Here is a 23,235-nt window from a genome sequence, read left to right as displayed (position 1 = left end):
GCGAAAGCGGGAATCCACCCCCACCGCGATTTCTCTGACCGTCCCCGGAGCCTGTCCCATGACCCCCGACGCCTTCACCCCCCCGCCTCGCCCCGCACCGCGCTGGCTGCCCGCGCTGATGTCGCTGGCGCTGCCCGGCCTGGGCCAGCTGCGCAACGGCGAGATCGATCTGGCGATCCGCGTCTTTCTCGGCTTCGCGCTGCTGAGCGTGCCCGGGCCGGTGCTGTGCGGGCTGTGGCTGCCGGAGGCCTGGACGGTGCCGGCCGTCGCGCTCGGCCTGCTCGGCGCGCTCGGTCTGTGGCTCTGGAGCATCGTGCAGGCCGGGCGTGCGGCCGGGCAGGGCGTGCCGCCGTGGCGCGGCTGGGCCGGCTACCTGCTGCTGCTGCTGCTGGCCGACGCGGTGGCGCTGCCGCTGCTGATCCAGCAGGTGCGCACCACCCAGGTCGCGTCCTTCCGCATCCCCTCGGCCAGCATGAGTCCGGCGCTGCAGCCCGGCGACATTCTCTTCGCCGACATGCGCTACAACCGCCCGGGCCCCGGCACCCGCGCGGTGCAGCGGGGCGACATCGTCATCTTCGTCTACCCGAACGACCGCACGCTCTATTACGTCAAGCGCGTCGCCGCGCTGCCGGGCGAGACGGTCGAGCGGCCGGACGGCACGGCGCTCACCGTGCCGCCGGGGCAGGTCTGGCTGGTCGGCGACAACCGCGCCGCGAGCAGGGACTCGCGCGACTTCGGCCCGGTGCCGCTGACCGACGTGGTCGGCCGGGTGCGCCAGATCTGGTGGTCGTCCGGCGACGGGCGGGTGCGCTGGGAGCGGCTGGGGCTCGTGCCGAGATGACTGTTCGATGAATTGGGGCGGTGAATCTGCCCTCCTGTAAATGACGGGCAGACTGCCAGATGATTCACGAAACAATGAATCTCTCGGAAAATGGGTGGCCCTAGAATGCGTCTGCCCTGAAGCGAGGAATTTCCTTTCTCGCTGGGCAATTCACAAGGGAGAAACATGATGAATTCCACGTCCTCTTTCAAGAATCTGATGATCGCCCTGGGCCTGGCCGTGGCCTCGGTGCTGGCGGTGGTGCCTGCTGCGATGGCGATGGGCCAGTCCGGCGCGACGGCGCGCGTGGCGCGAGCTGACGCCAACCGTGATGATGGTGCCCGGATCGATGAACTTCGCAGCACGATCCGCGAACTCCAGAAGCAGGTGGCTGACCTCGAGCAGCGCACGTCCCGGATGCGCCCGGAGCGCTGAAGCCCTGTGGGCAATCATTCCGTTTGAAGCAGGGACGGCCGCGAAAAGCGGCCGTCCTTGTTTTGTGAAAATGAATGATGAGTCAGTCGGTTGCGAAATATTCCCCGGCCATCAATTTGACGGCAGCGGCTGTCCCAGCGCCCGCAGCACGTCGCGCACATACTGCGCCCGGTCCTTCGCGTCCGGATAGGCCCGCTCGATGCGCAGCTTGTCGTTGCTGGCGAGTTTCACGTTCCGATTCTTCTGCACCAGCTCGATGATGCGCATCGGGTCGATCGGCGGGTTGGGGCGGAAATGGATGTTCATCACCGCTGGGCCGGCGTCGATCTTCTGGATGCCGTAGGGCCGCGCCTGCACCCGCAGCCGGTGCAGGTCGAACAGCGCCTGGCCCTGCGCCGGCAGCTTGCCGAAGCGGTCGACGCATTCCTCGAGCATCGCGTCGATCTTGTCCAGCCGGTCGGCGGTGGCCAGGCGCTTGTAGAGGTTCAGGCGCACATGCACGTCCGGGCAGTAGCTGTCGGGCAGCAGCGCCGGCGCGTGCAGGTTGACCTCGGTCGTGCCGCCGAAGAAGCCGGTGGGCGAGAGCAGGTCGGGTTCCTTGCCGGCCTTCAGCGCACGCACCGCCTCGGCCAGCATCTCGTTGTAGAGCTGGAAGCCGACCTCCATCATGTTGCCGCTCTGGCTGTCGCCCAGCACCTCGCCGGCGCCGCGGATCTCCAGGTCGTGCATCGCCAGGTAGAAGCCCGAGCCCAGCTCCTCCATGCTCTGGATCGCGTCCAGGCGCTGCGCGGCCTGCTTGGTCAGGCCCTCGATGTCGGGCACGAGCAGGTAGGCGTAGGCCTGGTGGTGGCTGCGGCCGACGCGCCCGCGCAGCTGGTGCAGCTGCGCCAGGCCGAACTTGTCGGCGCGGCTGATGACGATGGTGTTGGCGGTCGGCACGTCGATGCCGGTCTCGATGATGGTCGAGCACAGCAGCAGGTTGTGGCGCTGGGCGACGAAGTCGCGCATGACCTTCTCCAGCTCGCGCTCGGGCATCTGACCGTGCGCGACGCCGATGCGTGCCTCGGGGATCAGCTCGGCCAGCGCCTGGCGCCGGTTCTCGATCGTCTCGACCTCGTTGTGCAGGAAGTAGACCTGGCCGCCGCGCTTCAGTTCGCGCAGCACCGCCTCGCGGATGGTGCCCTTGTTCTCGTTGCGCACGAAGGTCTTGATCGCCAGCCGGCGCTGCGGCGCGGTGGCGATCACCGAGAGGTCGCGCAGGCCTTCCAGCGCCATGCCCAGCGTGCGCGGAATCGGCGTGGCGGTCAGCGTCAGCACGTCGACCTCGGCGCGCAGCGCCTTCATCTGCTCCTTGTGGCGCACCCCGAAGCGGTGCTCCTCGTCGATGATCAGCAGGCCCAGGTTCTTGAACTTCGTCTCCGGGCTGAGCAGCTTGTGGGTGCCCACGACGATGTCGATGGTGCCGGCGGCCAGCCCCTCCATCGCCGCCTTGACCTCCTTGGGCGAGCGGAAGCGGCTCATCTCGGCCACCTTGACCGGCCAGGGCGCGAAGCGGTCGGCGATCGTCTGGTAGTGCTGCTCGGCCAGCAGCGTGGTCGGCGCCAGCAGTGCGACCTGCTTGCCGCCGGTGACGGCCACGAAGGCCGCGCGCAGCGCCACCTCGGTCTTGCCGAAGCCGACATCGCCGCAGACCAGCCGGTCCATCGGCCGCGGGCTGATCATGTCCTGGATGACCGCGTGGATGGCGGCGGCCTGGTCGGGCGTCTCCTCGAAGCCGAAGCTGGTGGCGAAGGCCTCGTAGTCCTGCGGCGAATAGCGGAAGGCGAAGCCCTCGCGCGCGGCGCGGCGGGCGTAGAGGTTGAGCAGCTCGGCGGCGGCGTCGCGCACCTGCTCGGCCGCCTTGCGCTTGGCCTTCTCCCACTGGCCGGAGCCGAGCTTGTGCAGCGGCGCCTCGTCGGCGCTCACGCCGGTGTAGCGGCTGATTAGCTGCAGCTGCGACACCGGCACATAGAGCGTGGCCTTGTCGGCGTATTCCAGGAAGAGGAACTCGGTCGGGCCCTCGCCCAGGTCGATGCTGACCAGTCCCTGGTAGCGGCCGATGCCGTGGCTGGAATGCACCACCGGATCGCCGATCTTCAGCTCGGAGAGGTCCTTGATCAGCGCGTCGACATCGCTGGTGGCCTCCTGGCGGCGCCGGCGCCGGGTGGTGGGCGCGCTGTCGAAGAGTTCGGTCTCGGTGACGATCTGCACCGCGCCGCCGGGGCCGGCGTCGGTCCAGATGAAGCCGGACGACAGCGGCGCGGTGGTGATCGCGTAGCGGTGATCGCTGGCCAGGAAGGCGGCGAGCGAGTCCACCGCCGGCGGCTCCAGCCGGTGGTCGCGCAGCAGCTCCAGCAGGCTCTCGCGCCGGCCGGCCGACTCGGCCACCAGCAGCAGGCGCGCGCCGCCGGTCTCGTTCCTCAGCCGCGCCAGGTGCGCCTCCAGCCGGTGCAGCGGGTCCTGGCCCTTGCGGTCGATGCTCAGGTCCGGCAGGGGCCGCGCCCACTCGACCGGCTCGGCGCCGCGCACCGAGAGCTGCGCGTGGCGGTTGCAGTGCTGGAAGAAGTCCTCCTGGCGCAGGAAGACCTCCTCGGGCGGCAGGATCGGCCGCTCGGGGTCGAGCTGCATCAGCCGGTGGCGCTCGCGCGTCTCGGCATGGAAGCGCTCGATCGCCTCGCCCACCTCGCCGTGCAGGGCCAGCACCGCGCCGTCGCCCAGGTAGTCGAAGATCGTCCCCGGCTCGTCGAAGAACAGCGTCAGGAAGTACTCGATGCCGCCGCCGGCGATGCCTTGCGCGATGTCCTTGTACAGCCGCGCCTTGCTCGGGTCGCCGTCCATGCGCTCGCGCCAGCGGGCGCGGAAGTCCTGGCGGGCGCGCTCGTCCATCGGAAACTCGCGCCCGGGCAGCAGCCGCACCTCCGGCACCGGGTAGAGGCTGCGCTGGCTGTCGGGGTCGAAGACGCGGATCGAGTCGACCTCGTCGTCGAACAGGTCCACCCGGTAGGGCACGGGCGAGCCCATCGGGTAGAGGTCGATCAGGCCGCCGCGCACCGCGTACTCGCCCGGCGACACCACCTGGCTGACATGCTGGTAGCCCGCCAGCGTGAGCTGCGACTTCAGGCCCGCCTCGTCGAGCTTCTGGCCTTTCTTGAAATGGAAGGTGTAGCCGGCGAGGAAGGCCGGCGGCGCCAGCCGGGTGAGGGCGGTGGTGGCCGGCAGCAGCACCACGTCGACCTCGCCGGAGTGGATGCGCCACAGCGTGGCCAGCCGCTCGGAGATCAGGTCCTGGTGCGGGCTGAAGCTGTCCCAGGGCAGCGTCTCCCAGTCGGGAAAGACGGCCACCCGCAGGCCCGGGGCGAAGAAGGCCAGCTCGTCGGGCAGGCGCTGCACGTCGGCGGGCTCGGCGGTGATGACGGCCAGCACCTTCTTCTGCCCGGCCTGCCGCTCGGCGAAGCGCGCCAGCAGCAGCGCGTCGGCCGAGCCGGTCGGGCGGGGAACGGTAAAGCGTTTTCCGGGGGCGATCTGGGGCAGCTGCATGGGCGGCGATTCTAGGCGCGCCGCCCCGGGCCTGCCGGCCGGCGGCTCAGCCGGCCTTCACCCGCGCCAGCGGATTGGGCGTCGCTTCGGCGACGCGCTCGAGGTGGTTGCGGTCGACATGGTGGAAGGGCTCGTCGCGGCCGCGGATCTGCAGCACCGTGTCTTCCTCGTAGGACCAGCTGCCGTCGTCATGGAAGTCGACGCGGATGCGGAACGCCGTGGTCTTGAACGCGTGGTCCAGGAAGGGCGAAGAGCAGATGCCCCAGGTGTCGAGGCCCTGGGTGGCGTGCAGCTCGAAGTGGTCGGCCTCGGCGCTGGCCTGGCCGGCGGCCATCGCCACCTGGCCGCGCGGAATGGTCAGCGTGTGGATGACGCAGCCGGTGGCCGGCTCCCACAGCCAGTAGCCCACCTGCTCGTGGTAGGTCTTGACCTGCTCGGGCTTGGTGATGTGGGTGTGGTAGCGCAGGCCGTAGAGCAGCTGCGGGCCGTTGGTGACCGGGTCGATGGGCTGCAGCTCCAGCCGCTCGACATAGGCCTGCTTGCGCGGGCCGTCGGCCTTGGGCTTGACGTCCAGGCCGCGCCGGCCGGTCCAGACGCCGGCCATGCGCCGCAGCGGGCCCAGGCAGGCGAGGGTGTCGAGGCTGTAGCCGGACGGTTCGGTGTAGATGTCCTGAGGAAAGTCGCTCATGGGGAATCGCTCGTGGCGGTGACGGTGGCTTCAACGGGGGCTGCAGCGGCAGGCCGTGAGCACTCTATATCGTCGCAGCGGCGACAATCGCGGGATGCTGATCGGAATGTCCCCCTGTTGTCATGCGCTGGTGCCCTGTGCCGGCGTCGGCCAGCGCGCCGGTGCCGGCGCGCCCAAGCAGTACCGCGCGATCGCCGGCGAGGCGATGGTGGTGCACACGCTGCGCGCGCTGCTGAAGGTCGAGCGGCTGGCCTCGGTGCTGGTGGTGCTGTCGCCGGACGACACCGCCTTCGAGGCGGCGGTGGGCGAGCTGGCGCACGATCCCCGGCTGCGGGTGGCGCGCTGCGGCGGCGCCAGCCGCGCCGAGAGCGTCGCCGGCGGCCTGCAGGCGCTGCTCGAGCAGGGCGTGATGCCGCATGACTGGGTGCTGGTGCATGACGCCGCGCGCTGCCTGGTCGAGCCGGCCTGGGTCGACCGGCTGATCGACGCCTGCAGGGACGACGAGGTCGGCGGCCTGCTGGCGCTGCCGGTGGCCGACACCCTGAAGCAGCAGGCCGCGCAGGCGCCGCACGCGCGGGTGGCCGCCACCGTCGACCGTGCCGGCAAGTGGGCGGCGCAGACGCCGCAGATGTTCCGCCTCGGGCTGCTGCAGCCGGCGCTGCGCCAGGCCGGCGAGCACATCACCGACGAGTCCAGCGCAGTCGAGGCCCTCGGTCACGACCCGCGTCTGGTGCGCGGCGATCTGCTCAATCTGAAAATCACCTGGCCCGAGGACTTTGCCCTCGCCGAGCGGCTGCTCGGCACGGTGTAATCCGGCGCCCTGCCTGCGCGTGGCATGATGCCTGCCAGCCGGTTATGCCGCTTTTTCCCTGATTCCTGAACCCCTTAGACACAACTCATGAAGACTGTCTGGATCGTCGATGGCGCCTATCTGTTCAACTACGGCCGCAACCGGCCCTTCGACTACCTGAAGCTCAAGGCCGAGATCACCCGCGCCAATGGCGGCCCGCTGTACGAGTGCTACTACCTGAACTCGACGCCGGATGCGGCCACCGAGAGCCAGAACGCCTTCCACAGCTGGCTGAAGTCGGCGCCGCCGCGCGGCCCGAAGATGCGCGTGCAGCTCTACACCATCAAGGACCTGAACACCACCTGCCCGAACTGCTCGCACCAGTTCCACCGCTCGGTGCAGAAGGGCGTCGACGTCGGCATCGCCACGCTGATCGTCAAGCTGGCGGCCCAGGGCGTCTACGACCGCCTGATCCTGTCGGCCGGCGACGGCGACTTCCAGGAGGCGATCACCTACATCAAGTCCGAGCTGCACAAGGAATTCTGGCTGCACGGCGCGATGTCGAACCTCTCCACCGACCTGCAGTGCTACGCCGACCAGGTGCTGTGGATCGACGACATGCATCCGGCGATCGACAAGGACAAGCCGAACGCCGGCGGCCACCACGCCCAGCACGCCTGAACGATGGCGACAACTCCTGGAGCGACGTTCACGATGCCGGCGCTGCGCATCGGCGAGGGCTGGGACGTGCATGCGCTGGTGGCCGGCCGGCCGCTGGTGCTGGGCGGCGTGACCATTCCGCACGAGCGCGGCCTGCTGGGCCACTCGGACGCCGACGCGCTGCTGCACGCGATCACCGACGCGCTGTTCGGCGCGGCGGCGCTGGGCGACATCGGCCGGCATTTCCCCGACACCGCGCTCGAGTTCAAGGGCGCCGACAGCGCCCGGCTGCTGGCCGAGGCGGCCCGCCGCGTGCGTGCCGAGGGCTGGCAGATCGTCAACATCGACAGCACCATCGTCGCGCAGGCGCCGAAGATGGCGCCGCACATCGGCGCGATGCGCGAGTCGATCGCGCGCTGCGTGGGTCTCGATGCGGCCTGCGTCAACGTCAAGGCCAAGACCGCCGAGCGGCTCGGCCCGGTCGGCCGCGGCGAGTCGATCGAGGCCCGCGCGGTCTGCCTGCTGATGAAGGCCTGAGCGGTCCGACGGCGGCCCGCTCAGCCGCCGATGTAGCTCATCTCGATGCGGCGCCGGCCGCCGTCCTGCGCCGACGATCCGGATCCGGGGTCGGCCGGCAGGCTGGCGCGCAGCTGCGAATAGCGGTCGCTGCGCTGCTGCCAGATCAGGCCGATCGCCGCGGCGATCTCGGCGTCGCTCCACGGCCGGCCCGACGGATGCGCGCCGCGCAGCAGCGAGCGCAGGTCGTGTCCGCGGTTCGCGAACAGGCACAGGTAGAGCTGGCCCTCGGTCGACAGCCGCGCGCGGTTGCAGTCGCCGCAGAAGGCCTGCGTGACGCTGGAGATGAACCCGACCTCGCCGCGCCCGTCGGCATAGGCCCAGCGCTGCGCGGTCTCGCCGGGCTGGGCGGCCTCCAGCGCCACCAGCGGGAAGGCCGCATGCAGCCGCGCGCGCACCTCGGCCGACGGCAGCACCTCGTCCATGCGCCAGCCATTGGTCGCGCCGACGTCCATGTATTCGATGAAGCGCAGCACCACCCGTCCGCCGTGGTGCTCGCGGAAATGGCGCGCCATCGCGACGATCTCGTGGTCGTTGGTGCCACGCTTGACCACCATGTTGACCTTGACCGGGCCCAGGCCCGCAGCCACCGCCGCGTCGATGCCGGCCAGCACGTCGGCGACCGGAAAGTCGACATCGTTCATGCCGCGGAATATCGCGTCGTCGAGCGCATCGAGGCTGACGGTGACACGTTTCAGGCCGGCCTCGCGCAGGGCGCGCGCCTTGCGCGCCAGCAGCGAGCCGTTGGTGGTCAGCGTGAGTTCCGGCGCCTCGCCGTCGGCCGTGCGCAGCGCCGACAGGCTCGCGACCAGCGCCTCGAGATTCCTGCGCAGCAGCGGCTCGCCGCCGGTCAGCCGGATCTTGCGCACGCCGCAGGCGACGAAGATGCGCGCGATCCGGAGAATCTCCTCGAAACTCAGCAGCGACGATTGCGGAAGAAAGCGGTAATCCTTGTCGAAGACGTCCTTCGGCATGCAGTAGCTGCAGCGGAAATTGCACCGGTCGGTGACCGAGATTCTCAGGTCATGCAGCGTGCGTCCAAGCGAATCCGCCAGCAGGGCCGGCTGCAGCGTCGCTCCTTCGGGGAGCGACGGCACCTCGGGCCGGTCCTCGGGCGCCGGCGTGCGCAGGTCGTGGATCGCGATGATGTTGCGTTCGGACATGGTGGCGCGATTGTGCCCGAAGCGGCGGTGTCGCCGACCCTGCGACCTCAGCGCAGCGTGGCGGTTTCTGTCGAACCGTTGAGCTGGGGCACGCGGCGAGCGCCGTCGTAGCGGTTGACCCAGTAATCCTGACTCATGTCATCGACACGGATCGAACTGCCGGTGCGCGGTGCGTGGATGAACTTGCCGTTGCCGACATAGATGCCCACATGCGAGAAGGCGCGGCGCATCGTGTTGAAGAACACCAGATCGCCCGGCTTGAGTTCTTCCTTGCGAACATTCAGCAGTCCGGCGGCCTCGGCCTGTTCGGAGGCGCGGCGCGGCAGCAGCAGGCCGATGCTGTTCTCGAACACATGGCGGGTGAATCCGCTGCAGTCGAAACCGGTTTCCTCGCTGCTGCCGCCATAGCGGTAGCGCACGCCGAGAAAGTTCATCGCCGACAGGATCAGGTCCGAGGCGGTCTCGCGCACGCCCTCGATCAGGCGCGGGGCGCCGTCCGGGACGATGGCGGCGGCGGTATCGGCCGCGCGCTGCGTGCGTTCGCTCAGGAAACGCATGATCGGGTCCGCAGGGCTGCCGCCTTCCGGCGCGGCCTGCACGCCCAGGCTGGTGAGGCTCAGGGCCAGCAGCGCAAAACCCACCAGCATCTTTGATCGGATCAGGGAGCGCAAGCCTTGCATGGGTTAGGAAACGTGAGAAAAGTCACCGGGGCGAGGATAGGGACGGGGGGAAGGACTGTCAACCCGGAAACCGAGTGCGAGGCTTAAGCCAGATGGAAGCTTCCTGTGGTGCGGAACTGATCGGTATCGGTCCCGAGATGCAAGAACATGTCTCGGCCGGTCCGGGACTGTATCAAGAAACGGCTTTCTGAAATGAAAATCCGCATCGCCAAGACCCTGTTGCTTGTGTGACATCAAGCGGATCGAACGTGCGTCGCACAAAGAAAAAGACCGCCCTGGGGCGGTCCTGGAAGCGTCGTGACGCGGCTGTCCGCGCGGAGCGCGGGCCGGATCAGACGGCAAATTCCTCGAGCGTGCGGCCGTTCTCGATCGCGGCGGTCAGCCATTTCGGCTTCAGGCCGCGGCCCGACCAGGTTTCACCGGTGTCCGGGTCGCGGAACTTCGGCGCGACCTTGCGGGTCGGTGCGGTCTCGCCCGAGGCGGCCTTGGGCGGGCGGCCCGGCTTGCCGGCGCTCAGGTCGGCGACGGTCAGGCCGTGCTCGGCCATCATCGACTTGATCTGCTGGACGATGCCGGCGCGCTCGGCGCGCAGGGTATCGGCGATCTGCTTTTCGAGATCGGCCTGCTGGCGAGCGAGTTCCTTCTGAAGTTCGACCAGTTCCTGATAGGTAGCCATGTAGTTTTCCCCAACGGTGGATAAAGGTGGATGTGGCGCGGATTCTAGAAACATCCCCCGAGCCTGTCCACTGCGGCATTTCCCCGCTGGAGAAGTTCGCGAACCTGCCGAGCGGATAACCCGCCCGACTCGGTCCGAGTCGGCCTCAGCCGATCATCGGTCGTTCATCGGGTGCACATCATTTGTAACCTGCACGATCGAGCATCTGCTGCACCCGGGCGCTGTTCTGGCCGACCACCGAAATCGGGATCAGCTCCTGCCTGAACGGGCCGAGCGCATCGAGCGCGGGATTGGCGATCTTCGCGCTGGCGACCACCGGGTATTCGTTGTTGCCGTCGGCGAAGTAGCGCTGGGCCTCGTCGGTGGCGAGATATTCCAGAAACTTCACGGCCGCCGCGCGATTCTTCGCATGGCGCGCCACCGCGCCGCCGGCGACGTTGACATGCGCGCCCCAGCTCTGCTGGTTCGGAAACACCACGCCGACCTGTTCCATCGCGCTGCGCTCGTCGGGCTTGGTCGAGCGCATCATGCGCGCGATGTAGTAGGTGTTGCTGACGGCGACGCCGCATTCCCCGCTGGCCACGGCCTTGATCTGGTCGGTGTCGCCGCCCTTGGGCTCGCGCGCCTGGTTGGCGACCAGGCCCTTCAGCCAGGCCTCGGTCGCGGCCGGGCCGGTGTGCTCGAGGATGGCGCCGAACAGCGACAGGTTGTAGGGATGCGCGCCGCTGCGCGAGCAGTACTGGCCCCTGTTCTTCGGGTCGCCGAGCTCCTCGTAGGTGTCGACATCCTCGCGCTTGATGCGGCGCTTGTTGTAGATGACGACGCGGGCGCGGGTGGAAAAGCCGAACCACTGCGAGCCCTGGCCCTCGTCCTTGCCGCGCAGGTTGGCGGGAATGCGCTGCTCCAGAAAGGCCGAGCGCACCGGCGAGAACAGGCCGCCGGTCTCCGCGCTCCACAGCCGTGCGGCGTCGACCAGCAGCACCACGTCGGCCGGGCTGGCCGCGCCTTCGCTGCGCAGGCGCTGCAGCAGCGTGGCGTCGTCGGTGCTGACCATGTTGATGCGGATGCCGGTCGCCTTGGTGAAATTGCTGTAGAGCGCCTCGTCGGTCTGGTAATGGCGGGCGGAATACAGGTTCAGCACCTGCTCCTCGGCCGCCGCGGGCAGGCTGGCGAGCGAGAGGGCCAGGCAGGCCAGCACGACCGGCGTCTTCGGGAGATTCTTCGGGAACATGGCGGGCGAGGGCGGCAGGACGCCGGGAAGTGGATCGATGCTCACGATCCTATCAGATGACGCGAATCATTCGCAATTGCATGATATTCCCAGACTTTTCCGTGCCGCCATGAAAAACGCCGGCACGGGGCCGGCGTCGTCACGCGTGTCGGTGTGCAGGCGTCAGGCCGACGGCGGCACGTAGCCGGTGGGCTGGTCGGCGCCGGCGCCGAAGAAGTAGTTCTCCATCTGGCGGGCCAGGTACTGGCGGGCGCGCGCGTCGGCCAGGTTCAGGCGGTTCTCGTTGACCAGCATGGTCTGGTGCTTGAGCCACTGCTGCCAGGCTTCCTTGCTGACGCTGTCGAAGATGCGCTTGCCCAGTTCGCCCGGATACGGCGCGAAGTCGAGGCCATCGCCTTCCTTCTTCAGCAGGATGCATTGGACGGTACGAGCCATGGGGTCTTCCTTTCTTGTCAGGGTGTCTTGTCGGAGGGGGCGGGAGCGCTCCGCGCGGGGTCAGAGCTTCTTGACCAGGACCTGCGAGCGCCGGTCCCAGTTGTACTTGCGCTTGCGCGCCTCGGGCAGCCAGTCGGGGTCGACCTGCTGGAAGCCGCGCTTGACGAACCAGTGCATCGTGCGGGTGGTCAGCACGAAGATGCTTTCCAGGCCCATCGCACGCGCACGCTGCTCGATGCGCTTGAGGATGCGCTCGCCGTCGCCCTGGCCCTGGACCTGCGGCGAGATGGTGACGGCGGCCATCTCGCCGGTGCGGGCCTCGGGATAGGGGTAGAGCGCGGCGCAGCCGAAGATGATGCCGTCGTGCTCGATGATGGTGTAGGCGCCGATGTCGCGCTCGATCTCGGTGCGGCTGCGCTTGACCAGCGTGCCGTCGCGCTCGAAGGGCTCGATCAGCTGCAGGATGCCGCCGACGTCGTCGGAGGTGGCCTCGCGCAGGCTTTCGAGCTTCTCGTCGACCACCATCGTGCCCACGCCGTCGTGGGTGAAGATCTCCATCAGCAGCGCGCCGTCGGTGGCGAAGGGCAGGATGTGCGAACGCTCGACGCCGCCCTCGCAGGCCTTGACGCAGTGCTGAAGATAGAAGGCCGGCTCGCTGGGCTGCGTCGGCGCGGGCAGCTTCTCGAGCAGCCGGCGCGCCTCGGCCAGCGACAGCTCGGTGTCGATCGGGCTCTCCAGGTCCTCGATGTTCTCGTGGATGCCCGAGATCTCGGTCATGAACAGCAGCTTGTCGGCCTGCAGCGCGACCGCGGTGGCGGTGGCCACGTCCTCCATCGTCAGGTTGAAGGCCTCGCCGGTCGGCGAGAAGCCGAAGGGCGACAGCAGCACCAGCGCGCCGATGTCGATGGCGCGGCGGATCAGCGTGGCGTCGACCTTGCGCACCAGGCCGCTGTGCATGAAGTCGACGCCGTCGACGATGCCCACCGGGCGCGCGGTCAGGAAGTTGCCCGAGACGACGCGCACCGTCGAGTTGGCCATCGGCGTGTTGGGCAGACCCTGCGAGAAGGCCGCCTCGATCTCGAAGCGCAGCTGGCCGGCGGCCTCCTGCGCGCAGTCCAGCGCGACCGGGTCGGTGATGCGCTTGCCCTGGCTGAAGCGCGAGGCGTGTCCCTTGGCGCGAAGCTGCTCGTTGACCTGGGGTCGGAAACCATGAACCAGCACCAGCCGGATGCCCATCGCATGCAGCAGCGACAGGTCCTGCACGAAGGCATTGAGCTTGCCGGTCGCGATCAGCTCGCCGGCCATGCCGACGACGAAGGTCTTGCCGTGGTACGCGTGGATGTGCGGCGCGACCGAACGGAACCAGGGAACGAAGGTGTGCGGGAAGACGAGGCTCATGGTGAGCGGCATTGTGCCCGAGCGGCCGGATCGGGGTCGGCGCCGGTTGACGTGGCGCACGACGCGTCGCAGCATGGACGCGGCCGGCGGGTCTTCCGCTCACCTGCCGGCCTGTCTCAGGCGACAAGGAGAACATGCCGATGGATCCGCGCACGACACATGGGGCCTTCAGCTGGAACGAGCTGATGACGTCCGACCCGGCCCGCGCGGCCGACTTCTACCACCAGCTCTTCGGCTGGCAGGTCGAGACGATGCAGATGCCCCAGGGCCCGTACCGCATCGTGCGGATCGAGGGCGAGCCCGCCGGCGGCATCATGGCCATGCCTCCGGGCGCCCCGGTGACGATGCGCCCGTGCTGGGGCGGCTACGTGACGGTCGACAACGTCGACGAGATGGCCGCCGAATGCGCCGCGCTCGGCGGCAAGGTGCTGGTGGCGCCGACCGACATCGCCGGCGTGGGCCGCTTCGCGGTGCTGCAGGACCCGCAGGGGGCGTTCTTCAACATCATCGACTACCTCGATACTTGATGCCGTATTCGTGAACTGTTTCACGATAATATTGGTAAGCCGAAGGTCTCTCTTCCTGATTTGATCAGTTTTGCTGAATTCGACGGGCTGCTGCGCAATATTGCCACGCAGCCAGCTCATCGAATCACTGGCGCTGATCCATCAGGAGGAAGACATGAACACGGGCATCGCGATCGCGCATGCCGGACAGGGAGGTGGGGCCCCCCATCTTCTCGACGAGCATCTTCGGGCGGTGGCCGCGCTGGCCGCGAGTCATCTGAACCACGATCCACTGGCGCGCGAGCTGGCCCGCCTGGCCGGGCTGTGGCATGACCTGGGCAAGTACCGCACCGGGTTCCAGCGCTACATCCGCATGGTGGCCGAGGCGCACATCGAGGGCCGCTTGCCGCAGGGCAGCGACAAGAGTCACTCGGCCGCTGGCGCGCTGTGGGCGGCCCAGACGCTGAAGGAGCGGCTCGGACCGCAGGGGTTGGTGCTGGCGCGGGTGCTGCAATACGTGATTGCGGGTCACCACGCCGGGCTGGACAACTGGGAGGGCGGCCTGAAGGGGCGTCTGGCCGGGTTCGATGCGGCGCGCGAGCTGGCCGAGGCACGCCAGGGCGGCCCCGCGCCGGAACTTCTGGCGCCTGCGGTGCTGAACCTGCCTGACCTGAAGCAGCTGCCCCTCGGGCGCAACGGCATCGAGGAAATCCCCGGCCGCTTCGCGCTGTGGTTGCGCATGCTGTTCTCGGCGCTGGTGGACGCGGACTTCCTGGATACCGAGGCATTCATGTCTCCTGGCGCGGCGCAGGCCCGGCAGGCGGATGCGCTGCCGATGTCCTGCCTGAGGGGCGTGTTCGACGACTACATGGCGCGCAAGGCCGAGGCGGTGCAGGCGGCCGGTCAGACCGATACGCCAGTGAACCGCCGCCGCGCCGAGGTGCTGGCCGCGTGCCGGGCCAAGGCGACGGGCGCGCCCGGCACCTACACGCTGACCGTGCCGACCGGCGGCGGCAAGACGCTGGCGAGCATGGCCTTCGCGCTCACGCACGCCGAGCGGCATGGCAAGCGCCGCGTCGTGATGGTCATCCCCTACACCAGCATCATCGAGCAGACCGCCGCGGTTTACCGCGAGGTCTTCGCGCCGCTGGGTGATGACGTGGTGATCGAACACCACAGCAACGCCGAAAGCGACGAGCGCGACGAGAACGCCCGCTCGCGGCTGGCCTGCGAGAACTGGGATGCGCCGGTCATCGTGACCACCAGCGTGCAGCTGTTCGAGAGCCTGTTCGCCCGCAGGACCTCGCGCTGTCGCAAGCTGCACAACCTTGCGAACAGCGTGCTGGTGCTGGACGAGGCGCAGTTGCTGCCGGTCGAGTACCTGCAGCCGGTGGTGGACGTGCTGCGGCTGCTGGTGAGGGATCACGGCGTGACGGTGGTGCTGTGCACCGCGACGCAGCCGACGCTGACCTCGCAGCCGCTGTTCGGTGGCAAGGGCTTGCGCGGCTACGGTCCGGGCGAGGTGACGGCGATCATCGACGACGAGGCGGGGCTCTATGCGGCGCTGCAGCGGGTGCGGGTGCATCTGCCGGCGGACCTGAAGACGCCGCAGCCCTGGAGCGTGACGACCGAGGCGCTGATGCCGCACGAGGCGGTGCTGGCCATCGTGAGCCGGCGTGCCGATGCCCGCGAGCTGTACGAAGGGTTGAAGCGCGAATTGCCGACCGGCGCACGCGGGCTGTGGCACCTGTCGGCGCTGATGTGTCCGCAGCACCGCAGCGAGGTCATCGCGGACATCAAGGCGGCGCTGGTCGCGCGGCGCGAAGCGCTGGCGCGGGGCGACGAGGCCGAGCCGGTGCGGGTGGTGTCGACGCAGTTGGTGGAGGCCGGCGTCGATCTGGACTTCCCGGTGGTGTTCCGGGCGCTGGCCGGGCTCGATTCGGTCGCGCAGGCGGCCGGGCGCTGCAACCGCGAGGGGCGGCTGGCGATGGGCGAAGTCCATGTCTTCGTGCCGCCGAAGGCGCCGCCGCCAGGGCTGATGCGGCAGGCGGCGCAGACCTGCGCACGGGTGTGGGACGGCTGCGGGGACCGCGACCCGCTGGCGCTGGAGCGCATCGCGGCGTATTTCCGGCACCTCTATGCCGACGCGGAACTGGACCGCAAGGGCATCTGCGAGGCGTTGCGCCTGCAGATCGACCGGCAGGAACAGGCGCTGGCGGTGCGCTTTCGCGATGCGTCGGACGCCTTCCGGTTGATCGACGACAAGGACGCGGCGACGGTGATCGTGCGCTACCACAGCGCGCGGTGCCGGGAGGACGTGAACGTGCTGCTGCGGATGCTGGAGCGCGACGGCCCGGCCCGCTGGCTGATGCGCAAGCTGCAGCGTTACGGCGTGACGATCTACCAGCACGATCTGAAGAAGCTGGTCGCGGGCGGCGACGTGCGCGAGCTGCCGCAGGTGCCGGGTTTGTACGTGCAGACCGAATCGGACGTGTTCTACGACCCGGTGGTGGGGGCGCAGGTCGGCGGGGCGCCCGGCGATCCGGCGAGCTACATGGCATGAGTGGGGCAACTCGCGAAGAGCTACCAAGCTCTTCGCGGTTGCCGCTGCAGCAGCAGCTAGTCAGATTTGGTTTCAACCCACATCGAGCCGGCTTGTAACGACTCAACGAGTGTTCATGCTAGCATGCACCAAATCAGACTTTAGGTGCAGCAAGACATATTTGGAATGATGATGTAGAGTGCGCTTCGTTGCAACCAGATGGGAGTCCCCCATGCTTGACCCCACGCCACTCGTCCGTGAACTGCGTCTGATGCAAAAGCAGCCGAACCATCGCTTCTACGCTTCGTGTGTCGTTGCGGTGATCGTGATCGCTGTCCCGGTGGTGCTCGCTGTGTTGCTCAGGTAGGGCTGGGGCAAGGTCGCTTCTCAGGCACAGCTTCGGCGGTGCTTCTAAACGGGAGGATTGAATGGACTTGAGTTTTTGTCTTGAGGTGCAGGGCGACTACGCCTGCTTCACCCGGCCCGAGATGAAGGTGGAGCGGGTCTCCTACGACTTCATCACGCCGTCGGCGGCTCGCTCGGTGTTCGAGGCGATCCTGTGGAAGCCGGAGATCCGCTGGCAGGTCGAGCGCATCGAGATCCTGGCGCCGGTGCGGTGGATCAGCGTGCGACGCAATGAGGTCGGCGCGGTGATCTCGACGCGCAACGTGCAGACGGCGATGACGGCCGGGCAGGGTCAGCTCGGGCTCTACATCGAGGACGAGCGCCAGCAGCGCGCCGGGCTGTTCCTGCGCGACGTGCGCTACCGGCTGCATGCGCGCATCACGGCGGTCAAGGGCGAGGCGCTGCACAACCCGGCCAAGTACGCCGAGATGTTCAGCCGCCGCGCCTCGAAGGGCCAGTGCGTCAACCAGCCCTATCTCGGCTGCCGCGAGTTCGACGCCCGCTTCCGGCTGGTGACCTCGCCGCATGGCGAGCCCGAGCCGTGTGTCGATGTGGATGGCGATTTCGGCTGGATGCTCTACGACATGGATTTCAGCCGGCCGGCGGACCCGAAGCCGACCTTCTTCCGCGCTCGGGTCGTGCGTGGCGTGCTGGACCTGTCGGGTGTGGAGGTGCGGTCATGATCCTGCAGGCTCTGCATGGCTACTACGAGCGCCGCATGCGCGACCCGGACCCGGCGCGGCGCTTGCCGGCGGCCGGGCTGGAGGAGAAGGAGATTCCGTTCATCCTGGAGCTGGCGCCGGATGGGCGGCTGGTAGGTATTTCGGACACGCGGACGCAGGAGGGCAAGAAGAAGCTCGCCCGGCGGTATCAGGTGCCGCAAGGGGTCAAGAAGACCTCCGGGGTCGCGGCCAACCTGCTGTGGGACACGGCCGAATACGTGCTCGGGCTCGACACCAAAGGCAAGCCGCAGCGGGTGGCCGAGCAGGTCGCTGCGTTCCGGCAGCGGGTGGACCAACTGGCACAGCGGGTGCCGGAGGACGCCGGGCTGGCTGCGGTTCAGCGGTTTCTGGCGGGCCAGCCGCTGGCCGATGCGCAGTCGCAGCCGCAGTGGGCCGAGATCGCCGAGGTCAATCCGATCGTGTCCTTCCGGTTGAAGGACGACATCGACCTCGTGTGCCAGCGCCCCGGCGTGATCGGTGCGGTGTCTGCGGCAGGTCCGAAGGACGATGCCCCCGGTGCAGCCCTGGTCTGTCTGATCACGGGCGACTCGGCCGAACCGGAGCGTTTGCACAGCGCCGTCAAGGGCGTCTGGGGGGCGCAGACCTCCGGCGCAAACATCGTGTCGTTCAACCTCGACGCCTTCCGCTCGTTCGGCAAGGAGCAGGGCGCCAACGCCCCGGTCAGCCCGACGGCGGCCTTCGCGTACACGACGGCCCTGAACAGCCTGCTGGCCAAGGGCTCGCGCCAGCGCATGCAGGTCGGCGACGCCAGCACGGTGTTCTGGGCGCAGTCGGGTCAGGACAGCGACTTCGAGGACGCCTTCGCCTCGTTCTTCGATGCCGACCACGACAACCCGGACGAGCACACCGAGCAGGTGCGGGCGCTGTTCGACGCGCTGCAGTCGGGGCAGTTCGATGGGGCCGGCGGCACGCGGCGCTTCTACGTCCTGGGCCTGGCGCCGAACGCCGCCCGTATCGCCATCCGTTTCTGGCACGCGGCGCCGCTGCACGAGATCGCCGTGCGCATCCGGCAGTGGTTCGACGACCTCGAACTGCAGCGCGGTCCGCACGACCCGGAGTTTCCACCGCTGTTCCGTCTGCTGACCGCCATCGCGCTGCAGGGCAAGGCCGACAACGTGCCACCGAACCTCGGCGGCGACGTGATGCGCGCCATCCTGACCGGCGGCCCGTTCCCGGCGCTGTGGCTCAACGCGGCGGTGCAGCGCTGCCGGGCCGAGCGCCATGTCAGCTACCTGCGGGCCTGCGTCATCAAGGCGTGCCTGAACCGCGCCATCCGCTTCCAGAACCCCAAGTCAGAGGAGGTCTACCGTCCCATGCTCGATCTCGACAACATGAACACGGGCTACCGGCTTGGCCGGCTGTTCGCCACGCTGGAGAAGATCCAGGAAGAGGCCAGCCCCGGCCTGAACGCCACGATCCGCGAGCGCTACTACGGTGCTGCGTCCAGCACGCCTGTGGCGGTGTTCACGACGCTGATGCGGCTGAAGAACCACCACCTCGCCAAGCTGACGAACCGAGGCCGGGCCACCAACTTCGAGAAGCTGATTGCCGAGATTGTCGGCGGCCTCGACGACTTCCCGACCCACATGGCACTGCCCGACCAGGGCCGCTTCGCGCTCGGCTACTACCACCAGCGCCAGGACTTCTTCACCAAGTCCGAAGCCAGCAAGGCTGCGGCCTGCGCAACCGCCGCTGAAACCACTGAAACCACCGAAACCACCCAGGGAGACTGAACATGAGCCTGACCCACCGTTACGACTTCGTCCTGCTGTTCGACGTGAAGGACGGCAATCCCAACGGCGACCCGGACGCCGGCAACCTGCCGCGGCTGGACGCCGAGACCGGCCACGGCCTGGTCACCGACGTGGCGCTCAAGCGCAAGGTGCGCAACTTCGTCGGCCTGGTGCACGGCGAGCAGCCGCCGCACGAGATCTACGTGAAGGAAAAGGCGATCCTGAACAAGACGCATGAGCGGGCCTACGAGGCCATCGGCGCCGGCGATGCGCTCAAGGGCGACGACAAGAAGCGCAAGGGCGGCGGCGAGACGGTCGAGAAGGCGCGCGACTGGATGTGCCGCAACTTCTTCGACGTGCGCACCTTCGGCGCCGTGATGTCCACCGGCGTCAACTGCGGCCAGGTGCGCGGTCCGGTGCAGATGACCTTCGCCCGCTCGGTCGAGCCGGTCGTCGCGCTGGAGCACTCGATCACCCGCATGGCGGTGGCGACCGAGGCCGAAGCCGAGAAGCAGGGCGGCGACAACCGCACGATGGGCCGCAAGCACACGGTGCCCTACGGCCTGTACCGCTCGCATGGCTTCATCTCGTCGTTCCTTGCCCGGCAGACCGGCTTCTCGGGCGATGACCTGGAACTGTTCTTCAAGGCGCTGGAGCAGATGTTCGAGCACGACCGCTCCGCTGCCCGCGGTCAGATGTCCACCCGCGGCCTCTATGTCTTCAAGCATGAGAGCGAACTGGGCAACGCGCCGGCCCATGCGCTGTTCGACCGCCTGACCGTGGCGCCGACTGCGCCCGGCACGCCGGCACGCGGCTTCGGTGCCTATGCCGTGCTGTTCGACGGCCAGCCGCTCGCGCCGGGCCAGTCGTTGCCGGCGGCGACTGGGGTGACGCTCACTCGACGCTGCTGAGATGGTGTCGGCCGAGAACGAAGGAGTCCGGCCTGGCGGCGACGAGCCGCCTGACCCGATCCCGCTGTCGGCCCTGCAGCACTGGGCCTACTGTCCACGCCAGTGCGGTCTGATCCATCTGGAGCAGGTGTTCGACGACAACGTGCACACGCTGAGGGGGCAGGCGGTTCACGCGCAGGTCGACCAGCCCGGTTTCGAGTTGCGCCGCGGTGTGCGCGTCGAGCGGGCGCTGCCGGTGTGGCACGACGCGCTCGGACTGATCGGCAAGACCGACGCGGTCGAGTTCGACCCGGCCGATGGGACACCCTACCCGGTCGAGTACAAGCACGGCTCGCGCCACAAGGCGGCCGACATCGCCCTCGCCGACGACATGCAGCTTGCCGCACAGGCGCTGTGCCTGGAGGCCATGACCGGGCGGGCGGTGCCGGAAGGGGCGCTGTACTACGCCAGCTCGAAGCGGCGTCGGGTCGTGCCGATCGATGCGGCACTGCGGCAGCAGGTGGCGGAAACGGTGGCTGCGGTGCGGGCGATGCTTGCCGGTGGCGTGCTGCCGGCACCGACCGCGGACGAGCGACGCTGCCGAGGCTGTTCACTGCGCGACCGCTGTCAGCCCGAGGCGTGGCGTCGGCTGCACGGTCCGCGTGACCTGCATGCGGTGCTGTTCGATCCCGAGGCGGATGCTGACTGACGATCGAACCCTAGGGGAATGACGCGATGCAACTGCTGAACACGCTGTACGTGACGGTGCCCGAGAGCTACCTGCGGCTCGACAACGACACGCTGCGCGTCGAGGTCGAACGCGAGACGCGGCTGCGCGTGCCGCTGCATCACCTGAACGCCGTGGTCTGCTTCGGCCATGTGTCGCTGAGTTCGCCGCTGATGCACCGGCTCGCCGAGGAGGGCAAGGCGCTGGTGCTGCTCGACATTCACGGCCGCTTCAAGGCGCGGCTGGAGGGCGAGACCAGTGGCAACGTGCTGCTGCGCCGGGCCCATCACCAAGCGATCGACCGGCCGGCGTTCGTGCTGGAGCTGGCGCGTACCGTGGTGGCCGGCAAGATCCGCAATCAGCGCCAGGTGCTGCAACGGGGTGCCCGTGAATCCAGGGCCGAGGACGAAGCGTCTCGGCTTGTTCGGTCCGTCGATGATCTGGCGGCAAGCCTGCGGGCGTTGCCTGCCGCCGGTGATCTGGATACGGTACGTGGTATAGAGGGAGGGGCTGCGCGGGGCTACTTCGAGGCGCTGAACCTGCTGGTGCGTGCAGACCGGCGCGAGTTCTTCTCGATGAACGGTCGCAGCCGTCGGCCACCACGCGACCGGATGAATGCGCTGCTGAGCTTCCTGTACTCGATGTGGATGAACGACTGTCGCAGTGCCATCGAGGCCGCTGGACTTGATCCGCAGCTGGGCTTCCTGCACGCGCTGCGGCCCGGTCGCGCGGCGCTGGCGCTGGATCTGGTCGAGGAGTTTCGGCCGTTCGCCGACCGGCTGGCGCTGACGCTGGTGAACCGTGGCCAGCTCGGCGCTGGCGACTTCACTGAGCGCGAGGGCGGGGCGGTTTTGCTTGAAGGGGATGCGCGCAAGGCGGTCGTCATCGCCTACCAGGAGCGCAAGAAGGAAGAGTTGACGCACCCGTTGCTGGCCGAAGCGGTGCCGCTCGGGCTGGTTCCGCTGGTGCAGGCGCGGTTGCTTGCACGCCACATTCGTGGCGAGGCGTCGACCTATGTGCCGTTCTCGGCGCGCTGACCAGCGAGCCCGCGGGGGATGTGATGCTCGTGATCGTCTGCTATGACGTCAACACTGAGACGGCAGCCGGTCGCAGACGCCTGCGCCGGGTTGCCCGCGTCTGCGAGAGCACGGGCCAACGGGTGCAGAAATCAGTCTTCGAGTGTCAGGTCACTCTTGCGCAGATGGAGGATCTGGAGCGACGCCTGCTCGCCGAAGTCGATCTCGGGCTCGACTGCCTGCGCCTGTACCGCATGGCCAGCACCCGCGGCTGCGAGGTCCGCCAGCACGGCAAGTTCCGCTCGACTGATTTCGAGGATCCTCTGGTGATTTGACATGCCGGCCATGCCGGCCGGTATGATGGCCAGCGCGAACCTCAAGTGACCGTTACATCCTCGGTGGGTTCGCGCTCCACGCAAGTCCTTGTCCCATGAAGACTTTTTCCAGCACTTTGCGCCGATCGACCCTTGCCTGTCTCTCCAGACGACCCGGTTCGCGCGATGAGCGGATTTTTCGTCGTGCTGGCAATGATTTGGCACCGTGGAGTCGCCCGCTCTGAAATGGGTGGGCGTGGGTTGAAACGCCCATCGGCAACCTTGGCGAATCCTGGCAGGGCTGTCGCCCGCTCTGAAATGGGTGGGCGTGGGTTGAAACGGAAGACCCCGAGCCGATCGCGTGAACGGTGCCCAGTCGCCCGCTCTGAAATGGGTGGGCGTGGGTTGAAACATCTGCCCTTGCGGTTCTCAATGTCGAACCCGCACGTCGCCCGCTCTGAAATGGGTGGGCGTGGGTTGAAACGACTCGCGCAGGACCTGCGTCAGCGAGCCGATGAAGTCGCCCGCTCTGAAATGGGTGGGCGTGGGTTGAAACAGCTCATGAGCCAGGCGCCCAGGCCCAGCCACATCGTCGCCCGCTCTGAAATGGGTGGGCGTGGGTTGAAACAGCCTGGGCGACGCAGGTGACAGCCCCGTCCGCGTGTCGCCCGCTCTGAAATGGGTGGGCGTGGGTTGAAACTTCGTGGCCAGGGTCTTCTCGACCAGGCGCACGATCGTCGCCCGCTCTGAAATGGGTGGGCGTGGGTTGAAACGTCCGGATGCCGTATCGGAGCCCGCCGCCGTCAAGTCGCCCGCTCTGAAATGGGTGGGCGTGGGTTGAAACCTCGGCCGCGATGCGCAGCGCCTCCGGCACTTCCGCGTCGCCCGCTCTGAAATGGGTGGGCGTGGGTTGAAACTCGCCATCGAGCAAGCTGCCTCCCGGGGTCTGCTGTCGCCCGCTCTGAAATGGGTGGGCGTGGGTTGAAACAACTTCGGCGGCCAGCAGCAGACCACCGGCAGCGCGTCGCCCGCTCTGAAATGGGTGGGCGTGGGTTGAAACATCCACCCCATCAGCACAGAGATAGCCACTACCGGTCGCCCGCTCTGAAATGGGTGGGCGTGGGTTGAAACTGTGCTGCCGTCAGCACGGCATTTGCGAGTCCCATGTCGCCCGCTCTGAAATGGGTGGGCGTGGGTTGAAACGTCCGGATGCCGAATCTGAGCCCGCCGC

Annotated in this window: 21 protein-coding genes and 1 CRISPR repeat array (1 of these 22 cut by a window edge); of the genes, 13 read left to right on the top strand and 8 right to left on the bottom strand. The window is 68.2% G+C overall.

Going from position 1 to position 23,235, the window contains the following annotated elements; all coding sequences use genetic code 11:
- Window positions 1–58: 58 nt before the first annotated feature.
- On the top strand, window positions 59–841 hold the full coding sequence (gene lepB, locus HNQ01_RS09820; RefSeq protein ID WP_173805200.1) for a signal peptidase I: 783 nt from the start codon (window positions 59–61) through the stop codon (window positions 839–841).
- Window positions 842–1,009: 168 nt separating this feature from the next.
- A complete protein-coding gene (locus HNQ01_RS09815; protein WP_173805199.1) occupies window positions 1,010–1,255 on the top strand; it encodes a hypothetical protein in 246 nt (81 codons plus the stop codon).
- Window positions 1,256–1,366: 111 nt separating this feature from the next.
- Here HNQ01_RS09815 and mfd read toward each other — a convergent pair whose 3' ends face one another.
- Window positions 1,367–4,831: a transcription-repair coupling factor gene (mfd, locus tag HNQ01_RS09810; RefSeq protein WP_173805198.1), complete on the bottom strand. Its 3,465-nt coding sequence runs from the start codon at window positions 4,829–4,831 to the stop codon at window positions 1,367–1,369.
- A 46-nt stretch (window positions 4,832–4,877) separates the two neighbouring features.
- Window positions 4,878–5,519 (bottom strand): FABP family protein, encoded by a 642-nt coding sequence (locus tag HNQ01_RS09805; RefSeq protein WP_173805197.1) that lies wholly within the window; start codon window positions 5,517–5,519, stop codon window positions 4,878–4,880.
- A 106-nt stretch (window positions 5,520–5,625) separates the two neighbouring features.
- Between HNQ01_RS09805 and ispD the strand changes: the two genes are divergently transcribed.
- The 3 genes from ispD to ispF all read left to right on the top strand — a co-directional run bounded on the left by ispD (window position 5,626) and on the right by ispF (window position 7,506).
- On the top strand, window positions 5,626–6,330 hold the full coding sequence (gene ispD, locus HNQ01_RS09800; RefSeq protein ID WP_286180652.1) for a 2-C-methyl-D-erythritol 4-phosphate cytidylyltransferase: 705 nt from the start codon (window positions 5,626–5,628) through the stop codon (window positions 6,328–6,330).
- 87 nt (window positions 6,331–6,417) lie between these two features.
- Entirely contained in the window at window positions 6,418–6,990 is a 573-nt protein-coding gene (locus HNQ01_RS09795) for an NYN domain-containing protein (RefSeq protein ID WP_173805195.1), read from the top strand.
- Window positions 6,991–6,993: 3 nt separating this feature from the next.
- Window positions 6,994–7,506 carry a 2-C-methyl-D-erythritol 2,4-cyclodiphosphate synthase gene (ispF, locus tag HNQ01_RS09790; protein WP_286180650.1) on the top strand — a complete coding sequence of 171 codons (513 nt, stop codon included), beginning with the start codon at window positions 6,994–6,996 and terminating at the stop codon, window positions 7,504–7,506.
- Window positions 7,507–7,526: 20 nt separating this feature from the next.
- Here ispF and moaA read toward each other — a convergent pair whose 3' ends face one another.
- The 6 genes from moaA to argA form a co-directional block, all read right to left on the bottom strand.
- A complete protein-coding gene (gene moaA / locus HNQ01_RS09785) occupies window positions 7,527–8,708 on the bottom strand; it encodes a GTP 3',8-cyclase MoaA (protein WP_173805194.1) in 1,182 nt (393 codons plus the stop codon).
- Between the two features lie 47 nt (window positions 8,709–8,755).
- A complete protein-coding gene (locus tag HNQ01_RS09780) occupies window positions 8,756–9,388 on the bottom strand; it encodes a C40 family peptidase (RefSeq protein ID WP_286180649.1) in 633 nt (210 codons plus the stop codon).
- Window positions 9,389–9,719: 331 nt separating this feature from the next.
- Window positions 9,720–10,118 carry an H-NS histone family protein gene (locus tag HNQ01_RS09775; RefSeq protein ID WP_286180648.1) on the bottom strand — a complete coding sequence of 133 codons (399 nt, stop codon included), beginning with the start codon at window positions 10,116–10,118 and terminating at the stop codon, window positions 9,720–9,722.
- 124 nt (window positions 10,119–10,242) lie between these two features.
- Window positions 10,243–11,295: an extracellular solute-binding protein gene (locus tag HNQ01_RS09770; protein ID WP_173805193.1), complete on the bottom strand. Its 1,053-nt coding sequence runs from the start codon at window positions 11,293–11,295 to the stop codon at window positions 10,243–10,245.
- 162 nt (window positions 11,296–11,457) lie between these two features.
- The gene (locus HNQ01_RS09765) at window positions 11,458–11,730 is read right to left on the bottom strand and encodes an oxidative damage protection protein (RefSeq protein ID WP_173805192.1); all 273 of its coding nucleotides are present in this window, start codon (window positions 11,728–11,730) and stop codon (window positions 11,458–11,460) included.
- Window positions 11,731–11,790: 60 nt separating this feature from the next.
- Window positions 11,791–13,128 (bottom strand): amino-acid N-acetyltransferase, encoded by a 1,338-nt coding sequence (gene argA, locus HNQ01_RS09760; RefSeq protein ID WP_173805191.1) that lies wholly within the window; start codon window positions 13,126–13,128, stop codon window positions 11,791–11,793.
- Window positions 13,129–13,313: 185 nt separating this feature from the next.
- On the opposite strand from argA, the gene HNQ01_RS09755 reads away from it, so the two are divergent.
- The 8 genes from HNQ01_RS09755 to cas2 all read left to right on the top strand — a co-directional run bounded on the left by HNQ01_RS09755 (window position 13,314) and on the right by cas2 (window position 22,025).
- The gene (locus HNQ01_RS09755; RefSeq protein ID WP_286180647.1) at window positions 13,314–13,655 is read left to right on the top strand and encodes a VOC family protein; all 342 of its coding nucleotides are present in this window, start codon (window positions 13,314–13,316) and stop codon (window positions 13,653–13,655) included.
- Between the two features lie 154 nt (window positions 13,656–13,809).
- The gene (locus HNQ01_RS09750; RefSeq protein ID WP_173805189.1) at window positions 13,810–16,197 is read left to right on the top strand and encodes a CRISPR-associated endonuclease Cas3''; all 2,388 of its coding nucleotides are present in this window, start codon (window positions 13,810–13,812) and stop codon (window positions 16,195–16,197) included.
- A 407-nt stretch (window positions 16,198–16,604) separates the two neighbouring features.
- Window positions 16,605–17,264 (top strand): type I-C CRISPR-associated protein Cas5c, encoded by a 660-nt coding sequence (cas5c, locus tag HNQ01_RS09745; protein WP_173805188.1) that lies wholly within the window; start codon window positions 16,605–16,607, stop codon window positions 17,262–17,264.
- On the top strand, window positions 17,261–19,057 hold the full coding sequence (cas8c, locus tag HNQ01_RS09740) for a type I-C CRISPR-associated protein Cas8c/Csd1 (RefSeq protein WP_173805187.1): 1,797 nt from the start codon (window positions 17,261–17,263) through the stop codon (window positions 19,055–19,057). Before cas5c ends, cas8c begins: the two co-directional genes overlap by 4 nt.
- A gap of 2 nt (window positions 19,058–19,059) precedes the next feature.
- Window positions 19,060–19,968, top strand: coding sequence for a type I-C CRISPR-associated protein Cas7/Csd2 (gene cas7c, locus HNQ01_RS09735; RefSeq protein WP_173805186.1), 909 nt, complete (start codon window positions 19,060–19,062; stop codon window positions 19,966–19,968).
- Between the two features lies 1 nt (window position 19,969).
- On the top strand, window positions 19,970–20,656 hold the full coding sequence (gene cas4, locus HNQ01_RS09730) for a CRISPR-associated protein Cas4 (protein WP_173805185.1): 687 nt from the start codon (window positions 19,970–19,972) through the stop codon (window positions 20,654–20,656).
- A 26-nt stretch (window positions 20,657–20,682) separates the two neighbouring features.
- On the top strand, window positions 20,683–21,711 hold the full coding sequence (gene cas1c, locus HNQ01_RS09725) for a type I-C CRISPR-associated endonuclease Cas1c (protein ID WP_173805184.1): 1,029 nt from the start codon (window positions 20,683–20,685) through the stop codon (window positions 21,709–21,711).
- 23 nt (window positions 21,712–21,734) lie between these two features.
- Window positions 21,735–22,025: a CRISPR-associated endonuclease Cas2 gene (gene cas2, locus HNQ01_RS09720; RefSeq protein ID WP_173805183.1), complete on the top strand. Its 291-nt coding sequence runs from the start codon at window positions 21,735–21,737 to the stop codon at window positions 22,023–22,025.
- A 210-nt stretch (window positions 22,026–22,235) separates the two neighbouring features.
- Window positions 22,236–23,235: direct repeats of the CRISPR family, unit length 37 nt; unit sequence GTCGCCCGCTCTGAAATGGGTGGGCGTGGGTTGAAAC; it runs 5,374 nt beyond the window's last position.

Origin of the sequence: Sphaerotilus uruguayifluvii (assembly GCF_013294065.1) — a bacterium.
Taxonomy (GTDB): domain Bacteria; phylum Pseudomonadota; class Gammaproteobacteria; order Burkholderiales; family Burkholderiaceae_C; genus Sphaerotilus; species Sphaerotilus uruguayifluvii.
Note: the sequence above shows the minus strand (reverse complement) of the source record. Positions and strands in the feature narration are given on the sequence as shown.

What these genes read in the sequence shown, in the direction of transcription:
- lepB (WP_173805200.1), top strand. Translation starts at nt 59, where the DNA reads ATGACCCCCGACGCCTTCACCCCCCCGCCTCGCCCCGCACCGCGCTGG.
- HNQ01_RS09815 (WP_173805199.1), top strand. Translation starts at nt 1,010, where the DNA reads ATGAATTCCACGTCCTCTTTCAAGAATCTGATGATCGCCCTGGGCCTG.
- mfd (WP_173805198.1), bottom strand. Translation starts at nt 4,831, where the DNA reads ATGCAGCTGCCCCAGATCGCCCCCGGAAAACGCTTTACCGTTCCCCGC.
- HNQ01_RS09805 (WP_173805197.1), bottom strand. Translation starts at nt 5,519, where the DNA reads ATGAGCGACTTTCCTCAGGACATCTACACCGAACCGTCCGGCTACAGC.
- ispD (WP_286180652.1), top strand. Translation starts at nt 5,626, where the DNA reads ATGTCCCCCTGTTGTCATGCGCTGGTGCCCTGTGCCGGCGTCGGCCAG.
- HNQ01_RS09795 (WP_173805195.1), top strand. Translation starts at nt 6,418, where the DNA reads ATGAAGACTGTCTGGATCGTCGATGGCGCCTATCTGTTCAACTACGGC.
- ispF (WP_286180650.1), top strand. Translation starts at nt 6,994, where the DNA reads ATGGCGACAACTCCTGGAGCGACGTTCACGATGCCGGCGCTGCGCATC.
- moaA (WP_173805194.1), bottom strand. Translation starts at nt 8,708, where the DNA reads ATGTCCGAACGCAACATCATCGCGATCCACGACCTGCGCACGCCGGCG.
- HNQ01_RS09780 (WP_286180649.1), bottom strand. Translation starts at nt 9,388, where the DNA reads ATGCAAGGCTTGCGCTCCCTGATCCGATCAAAGATGCTGGTGGGTTTT.
- HNQ01_RS09775 (WP_286180648.1), bottom strand. Translation starts at nt 10,118, where the DNA reads ATGTTTCTAGAATCCGCGCCACATCCACCTTTATCCACCGTTGGGGAA.
- HNQ01_RS09770 (WP_173805193.1), bottom strand. Translation starts at nt 11,295, where the DNA reads ATGTTCCCGAAGAATCTCCCGAAGACGCCGGTCGTGCTGGCCTGCCTG.
- HNQ01_RS09765 (WP_173805192.1), bottom strand. Translation starts at nt 11,730, where the DNA reads ATGGCTCGTACCGTCCAATGCATCCTGCTGAAGAAGGAAGGCGATGGC.
- argA (WP_173805191.1), bottom strand. Translation starts at nt 13,128, where the DNA reads ATGAGCCTCGTCTTCCCGCACACCTTCGTTCCCTGGTTCCGTTCGGTC.
- HNQ01_RS09755 (WP_286180647.1), top strand. Translation starts at nt 13,314, where the DNA reads ATGACGTCCGACCCGGCCCGCGCGGCCGACTTCTACCACCAGCTCTTC.
- HNQ01_RS09750 (WP_173805189.1), top strand. Translation starts at nt 13,810, where the DNA reads ATGAACACGGGCATCGCGATCGCGCATGCCGGACAGGGAGGTGGGGCC.
- cas5c (WP_173805188.1), top strand. Translation starts at nt 16,605, where the DNA reads ATGGACTTGAGTTTTTGTCTTGAGGTGCAGGGCGACTACGCCTGCTTC.
- cas8c (WP_173805187.1), top strand. Translation starts at nt 17,261, where the DNA reads ATGATCCTGCAGGCTCTGCATGGCTACTACGAGCGCCGCATGCGCGAC.
- cas7c (WP_173805186.1), top strand. Translation starts at nt 19,060, where the DNA reads ATGAGCCTGACCCACCGTTACGACTTCGTCCTGCTGTTCGACGTGAAG.
- cas4 (WP_173805185.1), top strand. Translation starts at nt 19,970, where the DNA reads ATGGTGTCGGCCGAGAACGAAGGAGTCCGGCCTGGCGGCGACGAGCCG.
- cas1c (WP_173805184.1), top strand. Translation starts at nt 20,683, where the DNA reads ATGCAACTGCTGAACACGCTGTACGTGACGGTGCCCGAGAGCTACCTG.
- cas2 (WP_173805183.1), top strand. Translation starts at nt 21,735, where the DNA reads ATGCTCGTGATCGTCTGCTATGACGTCAACACTGAGACGGCAGCCGGT.